Source organism: Campylobacter sp. BCW_4319 (assembly GCF_001764435.1).
Lineage (GTDB): Bacteria > Campylobacterota > Campylobacteria > Campylobacterales > Campylobacteraceae > Campylobacter_D > Campylobacter_D jejuni.
The window spans coordinates 144,484-158,709 of the sequence record NZ_MKAQ01000010.1 but is presented as its reverse complement, the minus strand read 5'-3'; the positions used below and the strand labels follow the sequence as shown (position 1 = coordinate 158,709).

Sequence of the window (14,226 nt, the reverse complement as noted above, 5' to 3'; positions counted from 1 at the left end):
TAAAAAATGCAAATTTTAGTATATGATAATTTAGATGAAAAACAAAAAGAAGAAGCGTTAAAACGCCCTGCTATAAGTGCGAAAGATGAAATTTCAAAAATAGTAAGCTCCATCGTTAAAGAAGTGCAAGAAAAAGGTGATGAAGCTTTGATAGAACAAGCTTTAAAATTTGATAAGGCTGAAATTTCTAATATTAAAATCACTCAAGAAGAAATCACTCAAGCAAGCAATCGTTTGGATAAAGATTTACAAGATGCTATTTTAGTAGCTTATGAAAATATCAAAAAATTTCACGAAGCCCAAATCCCGCATGAAATCGCTCTTGAAACTACAAAAGGCGTTAAATGCGAGGTTTTAACACGCCCTATAGAAAAAGTAGGACTTTACATACCAGGGGGTTTAGCACCTTTGTTTTCAACGGTTTTAATGTTAGCTATCCCTGCAAAAATTGCAGGTTGTGAAAAAATCGTTTTAGCAAGTCCTGCAAAAATCAATGATGCTGTGCTTTTTTGTGCTAAGCTTTGCGGCGTGGATGAAATTTATCAAATGGGTGGTGCAGGAGCCATAGCGGCTTTGGCTTACGGTACGCAAAGTGTTTTAAAGGTGGATAAAATTTTTGGCCCAGGAAATGCCTTTGTAACCGAAGCAAAACGTCAAGTAAGTAGCGATATAAACGGAGCGACTATTGATATGCAAGCAGGACCTAGTGAAGTTTTAGTAATAGCTGATGATTTGGCTAATGAAAAATTTGTAGCTAGTGATTTGCTTTCACAAGCTGAACATGGTGCAGATTCTCAAGTGATTTTAGTGTGTTTAAGTCAAGATTTTGCTCAAAAAGCAAGTAATGAAGTCCAAAGTCAATTAGAACTTTTACCTCGTAAAAAACTTGCAAGCAAAAGCATTGCTAATTCACGCATTATCATAGCTAAAGATTTAAATCAAGCCTTGGAAATTTCAAATCTTTATGCCCCTGAACATTTGATCATACAAACTCAAAATCCACGAGAGCTTTTAAAAGGTGTAAAACACGCAGGATCGGTATTTTTAGGAGCTTATTCTCCGGAGTCTATGGGTGATTATGCAAGCGGGACAAATCATGTTTTACCTACTTATGGACTTACTAAAACGCATTCTAGTTTAGGTTTGGCAGATTTTAGTAAAAGAATGACCGTTCAAGAATTAAGTAAAGAAGGCTTTTTAGCTTTGGGTAAAAGTGTTGAAATTTTAGCGCAAAATGAGCATTTAGACGCACACAAAAATGCAGTAACTTTTCGTTTAGAGAGCTTAAAATGAGTCAAAAAATCCTTTTTATAGATAGAGATGGCACTTTAATAGAGGAGCCAAAAAGCGATTTTCAAATCGATACTCTTGAAAAATTGCGTTTTGAAAAAGATGCTATTCCTACTCTTTTAAAACTAAAAAATTTTGGATTTAAATTTGTCATGGTAAGCAATCAAGATGGTCTTGGAACGCCAAGTTTTCCAAAGGAAAATTTTGAAATTGCTCATGAAAAAATGCTTGATATTTTAAAAAGTTGCGGTATAGAATTTCAAGACATTTTTATTTGTCCGCATTTTGAAAATGAAAATTGTGCTTGTAGAAAACCTAAAACCGCTATGTTAGAAGAGTATATCAAACACGAACTTTATGATAAGGAGCAAAGTTTTGTTATAGGAGATCGTGAGAGTGATATGATCTTAGCTTCAAATTTAGGTGTGCGTGGTTTAAGATATGGCGAACTTTCTTGGAAAGAAATAGAAAATGAAATTTTAAGTTCTTTTAGAAGTGCGAGTTATCAAAGAACTACTAAAGAAACAGATATAAAAGTAAAAGTGTGCTTAAATGGGGGTAAGATTAGCATTAAAACAGGCATTGATTTTTTTGATCACATGTTAGAGCAAATCGCTGTACATGGAGGTATAGGGCTTGAAATTTCTTGCAAAGGGGATTTAGAAATCGATGAGCATCATAGCGTTGAAGATGTAGCCTTAGCACTTGGAGCTTGTATCAAAAAAGCCTTAGGGGATAAAATCGGCATTGCAAGATATGGTTTTGCTTTACCTATGGATGAGTGTTTGGCAAGTTGTGCGATGGATTTTTGCAATCGTCCTCATTTAGTCTATAAAGCCAAATTTAAAAAATCTCATTTAGGAGCTTTAAGCACAGAAATGATCGAACACTTTTTTTATTCTTTAAGTTATGCTATGGGTGTGAGTTTGCATTTAAAAGTTAAAGGCAAAAACGATCATCATAAAGCCGAAGGGCTTTTTAAAGCCTTTGCTAAAGCTTTGAAAATGGCAGTAAAAATAGAAAGTGAAAATTTAGCCAGCTCTAAAGGAGTGATATGAAAATCATCATCATCGATACAGCCTGTGCGAATTTGGCATCTTTGAAATTTTGTCTGGATAGATTAGGTTTTAATGCAACTATCAGTAGGGATTTAAAAGAACTTGAAAGTGCGGATAAACTTTTTTTACCTGGAGTGGGTACTGCAAAAGAAGCGATGAAAAATTTAGAACAATTTAATCTTATTGATTTTATTCAAAATACCAAAAAACCTTTGCTTGGTATTTGTTTAGGTATGCAAATTTTAGGAAATTTTTCTGAAGAATTAAATCAAGAAACTTTAAAACTCATAGATTTTACAACTCAAAAATTTAAAGCTAAAGAAGGCTTTACTTTTCCACATATGGGATGGAATCAAGTTCATAGCTCTCATGCTTTGTTTAAAGGCTTAGAAGGGGCTTATTTTTATTTTGTGCATAGTTATTGTGCAGGACTTGGGGAATACACTATAGCAGATTGTGAGTATTCGCAAAAATTTAGCGCAAGTGTAATGAAAGATAATTTTTACGGGGTGCAATTTCACCCTGAAAGAAGCAGTGAAGCGGGGGAAAATTTAATTTCAAATTTTATTAAGGATATAGGATGACTCAAATCATACCCGCACTCGATCTTATAGATGGCGAAGTGGTGCGTCTTGTAAAAGGGGATTACGAACAAAAAAAAGTATATAAATACAATCCCTTGGAAAAATTCAAAGAATACGAAAAAGCAGGAGCGAAAGAACTTCATCTTGTAGATCTTACAGGTGCAAAAGATCCTAGCAAAAGACAACTTGCTTTGATAGAAAAATTAGCTAAAGAAGTCAGTGTCAATTTACAAGTAGGTGGAGGCATACGCTCTAAAGAAGAAGTTAAAGCTTTGCTTGATTGTGGAGTAAAAAGAGTAGTTATAGGATCTATGGCGATTAAAAATGCGACTTTATGTCTTGAAATTTTAAAAGAATTTGGTAGTGAAGCTATAGTTTTAGCCTTAGATACGATTTTAAAAGAAGATTATGTTGTGGCTGTAAATGCTTGGCAAGAAGCAAGTGATAAAAAGCTTATGGAAGTTTTAGATTTTTATAGCAATAAAGGCTTAAAACACATACTTTGCACAGATATTTCAAAAGATGGCACCATGCAAGGAGTAAATGTAAGACTTTACAAACTTATCCATGAAATTTTTCCTAATATTTGCATTCAGGCAAGTGGTGGAGTAGCGAGCTTAAAAGACCTTGAAAACTTAAAAGGAATTTGTAGTGGGGTTATCGTAGGAAAAGCTTTATTAGACGGAGTTTTTAGCATAGAAGAAGGGATAAGATGTCTAGCAAATTAAGCTACAAAGAACTTACTTTAGAAATTTTAAAACAAAGTGACAGACCTTTAAGTGTTAATGAAATTTGGCAAAAAGCTCTTGAACAAGGCTTAGATAAAAAGCTTTCTAGCATACGACAAACTCCAATTGCTACTTTAGGGGCTAGGATATATGTTGATATAAAAGAATTGCAACACAATTCTTTATTTATCAAAGCTTCTCAAAAACCTACAACTTTTTGGCTAAAAGAAAGAGAAAATGAACTTTTAAAGCTTGATAATAAAAATGAAATTACTAACGAAAAACAAGAAAAAAATAAATTTCATGAAAGAGATTTACACCCCTTGCTTGTAAAATTTTTATATGAAAATTTAGATTTTAATTTAAATTGCAAAACAATTTATCACGAACAAAGCAAAAAGGGTAAAGGTGGGGAAGATAAGTGGAATTATCCTGATATTGTAGGGGTTTATTTTCCTTATGATGATTATGAAAAAGAAACCATAACACTTTTAGAAAATATCAAACAAAACAGCTATAAACTTTTTTCTTTTGAACTTAAAATTGCTTTAAATTTTTCAAATTTAAAAGAATGCTATTTTCAAGCTCTAAGTAATTCTAGCTGGGCAAATGAGGGCTATTTGGTTGTTTTACAAGAAATTGATAGCGAGGTTTTAAGTGAGTTAAGACGCTTAAATCAAAGTTTTGGCATAGGAGTGATAAAACTTGATATTCAAACACTAAATATGCTGATTAATAAAAATCCAAATTTTAAAGAATTTATTGATGATATAAACAAACAAATTAAAGTGGGCAAAGAAGCAAAAATTCAAGCTAATTTTGATGAAATTAAAAGCGATGAAGAAATGGAAAAATATCTTAAAGAAAAATGTATTTTGGAGAAATAAATGCTTACAAAACGCATAATTGCATGTTTAGATGTCAAAGATGGCAGAGTAGTAAAAGGAACACAATTTAAAAACCATAAAGATATGGGAGATATCATAGAGCTTGCTAGGTATTATTCTCAAAATGGTATTGATGAGCTTGTTTTTTATGATATTGCTGCAAGTGCTAGAAAAGAACGCATATCAAGAGAATGGGTAAGTGAAGTAGCAAAAAATATCAATATTCCTTTTTGTGTTGCAGGGGGTATTAAAAGCGAAGAAGATGCAGCTGAACTTTTAGCTAATGGGGCAGATAAAATTTCTATCAATTCTCCTGCTTTAAATGATCCAAGCCTAATCACACGCCTTGCTAAAAGCTTTGGCGTGCAATGCGTAGTAGTAGGGATTGATAGCTTCAAAGATGAAAATGGAAATTTAAAAGTATTTCAATACACAGGCGATGAAAAAACAAGCAAGTATAGTGGAAAAAGCACTTTAGAATGGGTTAAAGAAGTGCAAGATCTAGGTGCAGGCGAAATTGTTTTAAATATGATGAATCAAGATGGCGTTAAAAATGGCTATGATTTAGAACAATTAGAAGCTGTATATAAAATTTGTAAAGTACCTTTGATCGCAAGTGGGGGAGCGGGAAAAATGGAGCATTTTTTAGAAGCTTTTAAACTGGGTATAGATGGGGCTTTAGCTGCTTCTGTTTTTCATCAAAAACTTATAGACATTAAAGAATTAAAAATTTATCTTAAAAATCAAGGTTTAAGTATAAGGATATAATATGCAAAATTTCAAAGAACTTAATGAAAAAATTGCTTGGCAAAAAGTGGATCATCTTTTACCTGTCATCATCCAAGATGCAAAAACTTGTGAAGTTTTAATGCTAGGCTTTATGAATAATGAAGCCTTAGAAAAAAGCTTAGAAAGTGGCAAAGTAGTCTTTTTTTCACGCACAAAACAGCGTCTTTGGATGAAGGGTGAAGAAAGTGGAAATTTCTTAAATATCGTAGATTTAAGCTTAGATTGTGATAATGACACGCTTTTAATTTTAGCAAATCCTGTAGGACCTACTTGTCATACGGGCGATATTTCTTGTTTTGAAAAAATTTCTAAAAATGCGGATTTTGTTTTTCTAGCCAGACTTGAAAAGCTTATCAATGCACGCAAAAATGCCGATGAAAATACTTCTTATACAGCAAAACTTTTCAAAAGTGGCACAAAACGCATCGCACAAAAAGTTGGTGAAGAAGGCGTAGAAACAGCTTTAGCAGCGACAGTAAAAGATAAAGAAGAGCTTATTTGTGAAGCAGCGGATTTAATGTATCATTTAAGTGTTTTACTTGCAGATGCAAATCTTAGTTTCTCAGATGTGATTTCAAAGTTGAAAGAAAGGCATAAAGCTTAAAGCTTTATGTAAATGAATTTATATCAATGCAAGGCTTCGTTAAGTTTGACTGCTTTTTTATTTAAAGCTACTATCATAGCACCACTTATAGAATCTTGACGGAAATGTAGCCCATTTAAACCTTTAAGCTCTAAGCCTTTGTAAATTTCTTTATCAAAATTAAAATAAGGATTAAGTTTAGCAAGTTCTTCGGCATCTTTGAGTAAAAATTTCGTTCCTTCTAACACCGCAATACCTGCATCAACTATACAATTATCCCCTAAAGGAATTCCTGTAACTGAATTAGCTCCTAAAAGACAAGCCTTACCTACACTTATAGCATTGCCACTTGTTCCACTTAAAACACCTAAAATCGAAGCTCCACCACCTACATCAGAACCTTCTCCTACTATAGCACTTGAGCTAATACGCCCTTCAACCATACAAGCTCCTGTTGTGCCTGCATTAAAATTCACATAACTTGCCCCTGGCATGATGGTTGTTCCTGCTGCTAAAGATGCACCCATTCTTACTTTGGAACTTTCTAAAATTCTTGTATTATCCTCAGGGATAATATGCGATAAAAATCTTGGGAATTTATCAACAAAATCGATTTTTGGATATTGATTGCTCATTTTTAAACGCATTTCATTTGCTCTTAAATACTCAAGCTCGATAGGCTTATCATCACTCCAAGCTACATTGCTTAAAAGTCCAAAAGCTCCATTTAGATTGATACTTCTTAAAGGTACTTTTTTAGTAGAAAGCAAATAAAGTTTTAGATAAACACTTTCTACACTTAAAGGTTCTTTATCTTCAAAAAGACAAACAAAAGCAAACTCATCGTCTTTAAATTTATCTTTGATAATCTTTAATAAATCAATATTTTGATGCCCTTCTTCTTCTAAAAAAGGTTTAAAACAAGAAAGTGCAAAATCAATATCTTCTAATTTTAAAGTTTGCACAAACTCACTCGCATTAAAATCAATCTCCACGCCCCTTTGCATAAAAGCTTCAAGCATGATTGCTGCTGAGCCAAAATTTTGCTCGTAATTAATCAAAGCAAAACTTGCTTGCAAGATTTTATTTTTATTTAGCTGTCCTCTATCAAGCCTTGCTATACCAAAAGCTTTAGGTTTTTTATAACCACTTTTTTGCTCGATTTGTTTGATTAAAAGTAAAAAATCTTCTTTAGTATTAATCATTTTCTTTTCCTTATCCACTTAATTTTTAATGCGAACACGCACTTTTTCCATTCATCACAGGTTGTATAGCAGAATTATCCGCACCACCTTCATTGTTAATCTTTTCTATAAAACTCCAAATTTTTTCGGCCGCCATTAAATAACGCCTTGAACTCACACTTTCAGGGTGATAAAAACTCACAGGCTTGCCTTCATCTCCACCTTCTCTTACTATCATTTCTATAGGAATTTGTGCTAAAACTTCACTTTTATAGGCTTTTGCCATATCTTCAGCTGTTCCTTTACCAAAAATATCATACTCTTTACCATTATCAGGACATAAAAATCCACTCATATTTTCAATCACACCCGCTATAGGAATATGAAGTTTATTAAACATATCTAAAGCTCTTTTGCTATCGTCTAAAGATACGGTTTGAGGCGTGCTTACACAAACTCCTGCAGTAATAGGAATACTTTGCGCAGAAGTAATTTGTGCATCGCCTGTTCCTGGAGGCATATCTAAAAACAATACATCAAGTTCAGGCCAAATCACATCAGCTAAAAGTTGCTCGATTGCTTTCATAATCATAGCTCCACGCCACATAAGACCTTGACCCTCTTCGATCAAAACCCCCATACTCATCATATAAACACCATGAGTTAAAATAGGCTTTAATCTCTGCCCTACTACTTCAGGCTGAGTTTTGGTTTCTCCTAGCATTCTTGGAATATTTGGCCCATAAATATCCGCGTCTAAAATCCCTACTCTTTTTCCCATTTTAGCCATGGAAATTGCTAAATTTACTGTAGTTGTAGATTTACCCACACCACCTTTTCCACTTGAAACCATGATGAAATTTTTTACTTGTGGAGCGATATTTTTTCCACTTCTTGAATTACTTTTTTCTTCAGGAATTTTTGGAGTGATGATATTAAGTTCGATATTTTTTAAAGCCAAACTCGATAAAGCTTCAGTAGCATTTTTACGAATTTCATTAGCTACTTCAGGATTTGCTGAAACGATTTCTATATCAATGAATACACCATCATCTTGAATTTTAATATCTTTTACAAAGTTAAAACTCACTATATCCTTTTCAAAACCAGGATATTTTACAGTTTTTAATTTCTCTAAAATTTGTTCTTTCATATTTTTTCCTTGTCTTTTAAAAAAATCAATTTTACTAATAAAATGATAAAATTTAGCTTTTTATAAGTGTATAATATGGTAACATTATAAAAACCAACAATATTAAAAAGAGGAATAAAAAAATGAGTGAAATTAGCCTCATTATGTTAGCAGCTGGAAATTCTACTCGTTTTAACACAAAGGTAAAAAAACAATTTTTACGACTTGGAAATGACCCTCTTTGGCTTTATGCAACAAAAAATTTAAGCTCTTTTTATCCTTTTAAAAAAATAGTTGTTACCTCTAGTAATATTTCTTATATGAAAAAATTTACTAAAAACTATGAATTCATAGAAGGTGGTGATACCAGAGCAGAATCCTTAAAAAAAGCCTTAGAGCTCATAGATAGCGAATTTGTTATGGTAAGTGATGTAGCAAGGGTATTGGTGAGTAAAAATTTGTTTGATCGTTTGATTGAAAATTTAGATAAAGCAGATTGTATTACCCCTGCTTTAAAAGTTGCAGATACAACACTTTTTGACAATGAAGCCTTGCAAAGAGAAAAAATCAAACTCATTCAAACCCCGCAAATTTCTAAAACCAAATTGCTTAAAAAAGCCTTGGATCAAAACCTAGAATTTACAGATGATAGCACAGCTATAGCTGCAATGGGTGGAAAAATTTGGTTTGTTGAAGGTGAAGAAAATGCAAGAAAACTAACCTTTAAAGAAGATCTTAAAAAGCTTGATTTGCCTACACCTAGCTTTGAAATTTTTACTGGCAATGGTTTTGATGTGCATGAATTTGGAGAGAATCGCCCTTTGCTTTTAGCAGGAGTGCAAATTCATCCTACTATGGGGCTTAAAGCACACAGCGATGGAGATGTTTTAGCTCACTCTTTAACTGATGCGATTTTAGGTGCTGCAGGACTTGGAGATATAGGAGAGCTTTATCCTGATACTGATATGAAATTTAAAAATGCCAACTCCATGGAGCTTTTAAAACAGGCTTATGATAAAGTCAGAGAAGTAGGTTTTGAACTCATTAATATAGACATTTGCGTCATGGCACAAAGCCCTAAACTTAAAGACTTTAAACAAGCTATGCAAAGCAATATAGCTCATACTTTAGATTTAGATGAATTTAGAATCAATGTTAAAGCCACAACAACGGAAAAATTGGGTTTTATTGGAAGAAAAGAAGGTATGGCAGTGCTTAGTAGTGTAAATTTAAAATATTTTGATTGGACAAGATTATGAAAGTTTTAATTATTGAAAATGAAATTTATCTAGCGCAAAGCATTAGCATTAAACTAAGTGATGCTGGATATAGCTGTGAAATTATCAACTCGTTTAATGAATACAATGGTGAAAAATACTATGATATTGTACTGCTTTCTACAAATACTAATAATTTTTTAAAGGCCGTAGGTCAGTTTAAACATAGTATTATTATTTTGCTTATTTCTTATATAAGTACAGATACAGTCTCAAATCCTTTGAAATTAGGTGCTAGTGATTATATTCAAAAACCCTTTATGATAGAAGAGCTGATTAGAAAAATAAAGCATTATCAGGATTTTAGAAAACTTTCAATCCTTAATAAAGCTTATCAAAGCTATATCAAATCAAGATTAGAAACAATAAAAATTCCAGAGTATAATTATAAAAAATTAAAACTTCCATTGATATTAAAATCCAACAAGCAAAGCAGTGCTGATGCTTTTGTTTTTAATTATGCAAATGAATGTGACATTACTCTTTCTTTTATTGATTTAACATCTACAAATTCAGTTGAAAAAGTTATGAAACTTCCCGCAGAAAACAATCTCTTATTTTTGAGTAATTTTCAAGCATTAAAAGCAGCAGAAAAGGAAAAACTCCTAGATTTTATACAAAACAAAAATGTTATTTTGCATACCAATTCAAATACAGATGATTTAAAAATAAACTGCATTAATTTAAATGATAATGAAAAAAATATCGATAGCAATGAAATTTTAACCATAGATGAGTATGTAAAATATGTTATTATAAATTACCAAAATATATTTCCTGATACTGATCTTTCAAAAAAATTAGGCATTTCACGTAAATCTTTATGGGAAAAAAGGAAGAAATATGAAATCAGCAAGAAAAAATAAAAACATTACCATAGATCAAAATGAATTTGGCATCTTATCACTTATTAAAGAAGGTTTGCTAGGCACTTGCACTCATTTAATGAATGAAAAAGAAGTCAATGAAATCATTAAATCAGGAAAATTTAAAGGAGAAAGCTTTCCCTATCCCTTAAGCTTTGCACCAAAAAATGCCGAAGAAGCACTAAATGATATAAAATCTGGCGATAGAATCGATCTCATGCTAGATGAAAAAGTAGTAGGACATATAGATTTTAAAAGCCAATTTAAAAATAATAAAAATTTTTCTGATATTTTCAGTCCTAACACTTGCTCTTTAGAAGACATGGGAACAACTTGCATAAGTGGAAAAATAGAAATTTATAATTCTCAAATTGAAAAAATAAAAGAAAATTTTCAACAAATCAAAAACAATCTTAATGCACAAAAAATTACTGCTATAGTTTCAAGTTTTGATCCTTTGCATCGTGCCCATGAAAGAATGTTTCGTTGGACTATTGATAAAGCAGATTTAGTTGTAATTTTTCTTGTAGAATCTTTTGATGTAAATGGGTTTGAATTCGAACTTAAAGAAGCATATTTGAAAAAATTTATTCAAAACTATCTTCCACCGGATAGAATTTTCATTTTTCCATTAAAAAATATTAATATTTTTCACGCTCATTTAAATCCTGGCTTAGAAAGCATTATCGCAAAAAGTTTAGGTTGTACCAAACTAGTAGTAGGACAAAATCATACAGGACTTGGAATGTTTTATGATGATAATCAACCAAAAACCATACTTGATGATTTTTCCAAGGATTATGGCATAGAAGTGATTGTTTTGCCTGAATTTGTATTTTGCGATCAATGTCGCATGATTGTTAGCACAAGATCTTGCCCTCATGGTTGTCATCACCATTTGCACTATAATTCTCAGTCTTTAAAAGATTTACTAAGAGCGGGTATCATTCCTCCAGCAATTTTCATGCGCAAGGAAGTATCTAGTGTTATCTTAACTTCTCTTTTTCCAAATAGATTAAAAAATATGCAAAAAATTTATAATGAGCTTTTTCCAACTGATGGAATTTTAGAATACAAAAATGATGAAGAATTTTATCAAAAACTTTTAGAAATTTATCAAATGTCTTATATGGTGTAACAAAATGCAAAAATTATTTTTAACTTTTTTTTATTCAGGTTCTATAAAAAAGGCAAGTGGGACTTTTGGTACTATCGCTGCTTTAATACCTGCTTTTTTTATACTTAAATATCTTGGGATTAATACTTTGTTTTTACTAAGCATTTTAATTTTTGTTGCAAGTATTCGTGTTATAGATGATTATGAAAAAAAAACAGGAATTCACGATGACAAACACATAGTTATCGATGAAGTTGCTGGGGTTTTTCTTGCTTGTGCTATTGCAGCAAGTGTTGAAAACTCGATAGTCAATTTTGTTTTGGCTTTTGTTTTATTTAGATTCTTTGACATTACAAAACCTTCTATTATTGGCAAGATAGATAAAAAAGTCAAAGGCGGACTAGGTGTAATGCTTGATGATATGCTAGCAGGATTGTTTGCTGGACTTTTAAGTGCGGTAATTTATGGATTTTTACTTAAATTTAATTTAGTTTTTTGGGATATAAATTTAAAAGATTTATTTTGAAATTTTGCTTAAATTAATTAAATTTTAAATTTTATTCTTATATAATTTAGTCTTTAATTTCAAAAAAGGAAAATATAAATGGCAAACCATAAATCTGCTGAAAAAAGAGCAAGACAAACTATTAAAAAAACAGAAAGAAATAGATTCTATAGAACAAGACTTAAAAATATAACTAAAGCCGTAAGAGAAGCTGCAGCAAATGGAGATAAAAATGCTGCTAATGAAGCTTTAAAAGTAGCTAATAAAAGCATTCATGCTATGGTAAGTCGCGGTTTCATTAAAAAACAAACTGCTTCTCGCCGTGTAAGCCGCTTAGCCCTTTTAGTAAATAAAATCGCATAATTTTCTATATAGTTTTTAATGTTAGCTAGCAAACTAGATCCTTTTTTAAAACGCTTTGAAGAGTTAAATTCTCTTCTTAGCAGTTCTGATATAATCAACGATATCAGTAAAATGACTACACTCTCTAAAGAACAAAAAAATTTAGAACCTATCGTTTTAAAAGCTAAAGAGTATTTAAAAACTTTAGACAATATAGAAGAAAATAAAGCTTTGCTAAACGATCCAGAACTTGGGGAACTTGCGAAAGAAGAACTAAAAACTTTAGAAGAATTAAAACCAAAGCTTGAAGAAGAGATTAAAATTTTACTTCTTCCTAAGGATCCCAATGATGAAAGAAATATTTTTCTTGAAATTCGTGCAGGCACAGGTGGCGATGAGGCATCTTTATTTGTAGGAGATCTTGTAAAAGCTTATGCAAGATATGCTGAAAATCGTGGCTATAAACTTGAGATTGTAAGTTCTAGTGAAGGAAGTGTAGGTGGATTTAAAGAAATCATCATGCTTGTTAAAGGAACAGGAGCTTATTCAAGACTTAAATATGAAGGTGGAACGCACCGTGTTCAAAGAGTTCCTCAAACAGAATCCCAAGGACGCGTGCATACTTCTGCTATCACCGTGGCAGTAATGCCAGAAGTTGATGATATAGAAATCGAAATCAATCCAAACGATCTTAAAGTTGATGTTATGCGATCTTCAGGACATGGTGGACAAAGTGTAAATACTACTGATTCAGCTGTTCGTATCACTCATATCCCTACAGGTATAGTTGTAGTCAATCAAGATGGAAAAAGCCAACACAAAAATAAAGAAAGTGCGATGAAAGTCCTAAAAGCAAGGCTTTATGAAATGCAAGAGAGTGAAAGACTGGCAAAAGAAAGTGAAGCAAGAAAATCACAAGTAGGAAGCGGAGATAGAAGTGAACGCATTCGCACTTACAATTTTCCACAAAATCGTATCAGCGATCATAGAATAAATCTTACTTTATATCGCTTAGATGCCATTATGCAAGATGGGCTTTTTGATGAAATCATAGAACCTTTAATCACTCATCATCAAGCCCAAGCTTTACAAGAACAAAATTTATAAGATTTTATATAAATTAATGCTTATGTAGGAATTTATGTGGATTTCCACTAGCACCTACATGTGTAACATTTCCATTTTCTATATCATAAGCTTGACCAAAACCTTTTACAAAGCGTCCTTTTTTAAATTCAAGCTTTACTAGATGAAAATCAAGCATCTTGCGTATAGTTTTAATGCCTCCTTCTCCTCCGGTTTGTTTTTCAAACTCATCATAAATTTGATCAAATCTTTCACCTCTCTCTAAAAAGCTTGCATTTACTCTATAGCGCAATCTTTTGCGAAGTATCGCAGAAGCGGCTTTACTCTCATCCTCTAAAAACATTATTTCTATATTGTTTGGATTTACTTTGATGTTGTTAAAATGTTCGCTTACTTCACTTATATAAATATAATTTCCCCATTGTGTGCTTACAAAAGGTGCATACGAGCAAACAACTTCTCCATTTGCATTTAAAGTTGCCAAAGCTACAGAATTAAAACTTAGCATAAATTCATTTAATTCTTTTTCTACGCCACTAAAATTTTGCTCGCTCTTTGCACTCATGCAAAGGGATATTATAGCATCTTTAATCGTGTTTTCATCGGCTTTTTTAGGAAATTCCACTCGTAAATTTTCTTTATCATTGTAAACAAGATCTAAGCCATTAAAATCAACACTTTTTAGAAAAACATCTTGTACTTGCTCAATACCACCAAATTTTTTACAAAGATCGACTAAATTTGATTTATGATGATCATTCATATGAGAAATAATGCTTTCAAAATTCATTTTTATCC

16 protein-coding genes are annotated in these 14,226 nt (G+C 31.9%); 13 read left to right on the top strand and 3 right to left on the bottom strand.

Features of this window, described 5'->3' with window-relative positions; translation table 11 throughout:
* The first annotated feature begins 6 nt into the window (after positions 1-6).
* Genes hisD through hisIE form a run of 7 tightly spaced genes read left to right on the top strand, consistent with a single transcriptional unit; the run spans position 7 to position 5,940 of the window.
* A complete protein-coding gene (gene hisD, locus AJN56_RS04445) occupies positions 7-1,293 on the top strand; it encodes a histidinol dehydrogenase (protein WP_002855985.1) in 1,287 nt (428 codons plus the stop codon).
* Positions 1,290-2,348 carry a bifunctional histidinol-phosphatase/imidazoleglycerol-phosphate dehydratase HisB gene (gene hisB, locus AJN56_RS04440; RefSeq protein ID WP_002855951.1) on the top strand — a complete coding sequence of 353 codons (1,059 nt, stop codon included), beginning with the start codon at positions 1,290-1,292 and terminating at the stop codon, positions 2,346-2,348. Before hisD ends, hisB begins: the two co-directional genes overlap by 4 nt.
* Positions 2,345-2,932 carry an imidazole glycerol phosphate synthase subunit HisH gene (hisH, locus tag AJN56_RS04435; RefSeq protein WP_002868827.1) on the top strand — a complete coding sequence of 196 codons (588 nt, stop codon included), beginning with the start codon at positions 2,345-2,347 and terminating at the stop codon, positions 2,930-2,932. The genes hisB and hisH overlap by 4 nt, the downstream gene beginning before the upstream one ends.
* Positions 2,929-3,660, top strand: coding sequence for a 1-(5-phosphoribosyl)-5-[(5-phosphoribosylamino)methylideneamino]imidazole-4-carboxamide isomerase (gene hisA / locus AJN56_RS04430; RefSeq protein ID WP_002868828.1), 732 nt, complete (start codon positions 2,929-2,931; stop codon positions 3,658-3,660). The genes hisH and hisA overlap by 4 nt, the downstream gene beginning before the upstream one ends.
* Complete coding sequence (locus tag AJN56_RS04425) at positions 3,645-4,547, top strand: HTH domain-containing protein (RefSeq protein ID WP_002856179.1); 903 nt, start codon at positions 3,645-3,647, stop codon at positions 4,545-4,547. Before hisA ends, AJN56_RS04425 begins: the two co-directional genes overlap by 16 nt.
* Positions 4,548-5,315, top strand: a complete 768-nt coding sequence (gene hisF / locus AJN56_RS04420; protein WP_002856484.1) for an imidazole glycerol phosphate synthase subunit HisF — start codon at positions 4,548-4,550, stop codon at positions 5,313-5,315.
* A gap of 1 nt (position 5,316) precedes the next feature.
* Positions 5,317-5,940 (top strand): bifunctional phosphoribosyl-AMP cyclohydrolase/phosphoribosyl-ATP diphosphatase HisIE, encoded by a 624-nt coding sequence (hisIE, locus tag AJN56_RS04415; RefSeq protein ID WP_002868829.1) that lies wholly within the window; start codon positions 5,317-5,319, stop codon positions 5,938-5,940.
* Positions 5,941-5,963: 23 nt separating this feature from the next.
* Here hisIE and AJN56_RS04410 read toward each other — a convergent pair whose 3' ends face one another.
* Positions 5,964-7,124 (bottom strand): tetrahydrodipicolinate N-succinyltransferase N-terminal domain-containing protein, encoded by a 1,161-nt coding sequence (locus tag AJN56_RS04410; RefSeq protein WP_002868830.1) that lies wholly within the window; start codon positions 7,122-7,124, stop codon positions 5,964-5,966.
* A 25-nt stretch (positions 7,125-7,149) separates the two neighbouring features.
* A complete protein-coding gene (locus AJN56_RS04405) occupies positions 7,150-8,256 on the bottom strand; it encodes an Mrp/NBP35 family ATP-binding protein (protein ID WP_002868831.1) in 1,107 nt (368 codons plus the stop codon).
* A 122-nt stretch (positions 8,257-8,378) separates the two neighbouring features.
* On the opposite strand from AJN56_RS04405, the gene AJN56_RS04400 reads away from it, so the two are divergent.
* The 6 genes from AJN56_RS04400 (at position 8,379) to prfA (ending at position 13,449) form a co-directional block, all read left to right on the top strand.
* Entirely contained in the window at positions 8,379-9,494 is a 1,116-nt protein-coding gene (locus AJN56_RS04400; RefSeq protein WP_002856129.1) for a bifunctional 2-C-methyl-D-erythritol 4-phosphate cytidylyltransferase/2-C-methyl-D-erythritol 2,4-cyclodiphosphate synthase, read from the top strand.
* Positions 9,491-10,378, top strand: coding sequence for a response regulator (locus AJN56_RS04395; RefSeq protein ID WP_070246153.1), 888 nt, complete (start codon positions 9,491-9,493; stop codon positions 10,376-10,378). The genes AJN56_RS04400 and AJN56_RS04395 overlap by 4 nt, the downstream gene beginning before the upstream one ends.
* Complete coding sequence (locus tag AJN56_RS04390) at positions 10,356-11,516, top strand: sulfate adenylyltransferase (RefSeq protein WP_002868832.1); 1,161 nt, start codon at positions 10,356-10,358, stop codon at positions 11,514-11,516. Before AJN56_RS04395 ends, AJN56_RS04390 begins: the two co-directional genes overlap by 23 nt.
* 4 nt (positions 11,517-11,520) lie before the next feature.
* Positions 11,521-12,021, top strand: coding sequence for a phosphatidylglycerophosphatase A (locus tag AJN56_RS04385; RefSeq protein ID WP_002868833.1), 501 nt, complete (start codon positions 11,521-11,523; stop codon positions 12,019-12,021).
* Positions 12,022-12,099: 78 nt separating this feature from the next.
* Positions 12,100-12,363 (top strand): 30S ribosomal protein S20, encoded by a 264-nt coding sequence (rpsT, locus tag AJN56_RS04380; protein WP_002856547.1) that lies wholly within the window; start codon positions 12,100-12,102, stop codon positions 12,361-12,363.
* Between the two features lie 18 nt (positions 12,364-12,381).
* Positions 12,382-13,449 carry a peptide chain release factor 1 gene (gene prfA / locus AJN56_RS04375; protein ID WP_002914364.1) on the top strand — a complete coding sequence of 356 codons (1,068 nt, stop codon included), beginning with the start codon at positions 12,382-12,384 and terminating at the stop codon, positions 13,447-13,449.
* 13 nt (positions 13,450-13,462) lie between these two features.
* Here the strand turns inward: prfA and AJN56_RS04370 are convergent, their stop codons facing one another.
* Entirely contained in the window at positions 13,463-14,218 is a 756-nt protein-coding gene (locus AJN56_RS04370; protein ID WP_070246155.1) for a HugZ family heme oxygenase, read from the bottom strand.
* Between the last annotated feature and the right edge of the window lie 8 nt (positions 14,219-14,226).

Coding starts and splice junctions, on each gene's coding strand:
- hisIE (WP_002868829.1), top strand. CDS start 5,317: ATGCAAAATTTCAAAGAACTTAATGAAAAAATTGCTTGGCAAAAAGTG.
- AJN56_RS04395 (WP_070246153.1), top strand. CDS start 9,491: ATGAAAGTTTTAATTATTGAAAATGAAATTTATCTAGCGCAAAGCATT.
- hisA (WP_002868828.1), top strand. CDS start 2,929: ATGACTCAAATCATACCCGCACTCGATCTTATAGATGGCGAAGTGGTG.
- AJN56_RS04400 (WP_002856129.1), top strand. CDS start 8,379: ATGAGTGAAATTAGCCTCATTATGTTAGCAGCTGGAAATTCTACTCGT.
- AJN56_RS04385 (WP_002868833.1), top strand. CDS start 11,521: ATGCAAAAATTATTTTTAACTTTTTTTTATTCAGGTTCTATAAAAAAG.
- prfA (WP_002914364.1), top strand. CDS start 12,382: ATGTTAGCTAGCAAACTAGATCCTTTTTTAAAACGCTTTGAAGAGTTA.
- AJN56_RS04410 (WP_002868830.1), bottom strand. CDS start 7,124: ATGATTAATACTAAAGAAGATTTTTTACTTTTAATCAAACAAATCGAG.
- AJN56_RS04405 (WP_002868831.1), bottom strand. CDS start 8,256: ATGAAAGAACAAATTTTAGAGAAATTAAAAACTGTAAAATATCCTGGT.
- hisB (WP_002855951.1), top strand. CDS start 1,290: ATGAGTCAAAAAATCCTTTTTATAGATAGAGATGGCACTTTAATAGAG.
- hisH (WP_002868827.1), top strand. CDS start 2,345: ATGAAAATCATCATCATCGATACAGCCTGTGCGAATTTGGCATCTTTG.
- rpsT (WP_002856547.1), top strand. CDS start 12,100: ATGGCAAACCATAAATCTGCTGAAAAAAGAGCAAGACAAACTATTAAA.
- AJN56_RS04390 (WP_002868832.1), top strand. CDS start 10,356: ATGAAATCAGCAAGAAAAAATAAAAACATTACCATAGATCAAAATGAA.
- hisF (WP_002856484.1), top strand. CDS start 4,548: ATGCTTACAAAACGCATAATTGCATGTTTAGATGTCAAAGATGGCAGA.
- AJN56_RS04370 (WP_070246155.1), bottom strand. CDS start 14,218: ATGAATTTTGAAAGCATTATTTCTCATATGAATGATCATCATAAATCA.
- AJN56_RS04425 (WP_002856179.1), top strand. CDS start 3,645: ATGTCTAGCAAATTAAGCTACAAAGAACTTACTTTAGAAATTTTAAAA.
- hisD (WP_002855985.1), top strand. CDS start 7: ATGCAAATTTTAGTATATGATAATTTAGATGAAAAACAAAAAGAAGAA.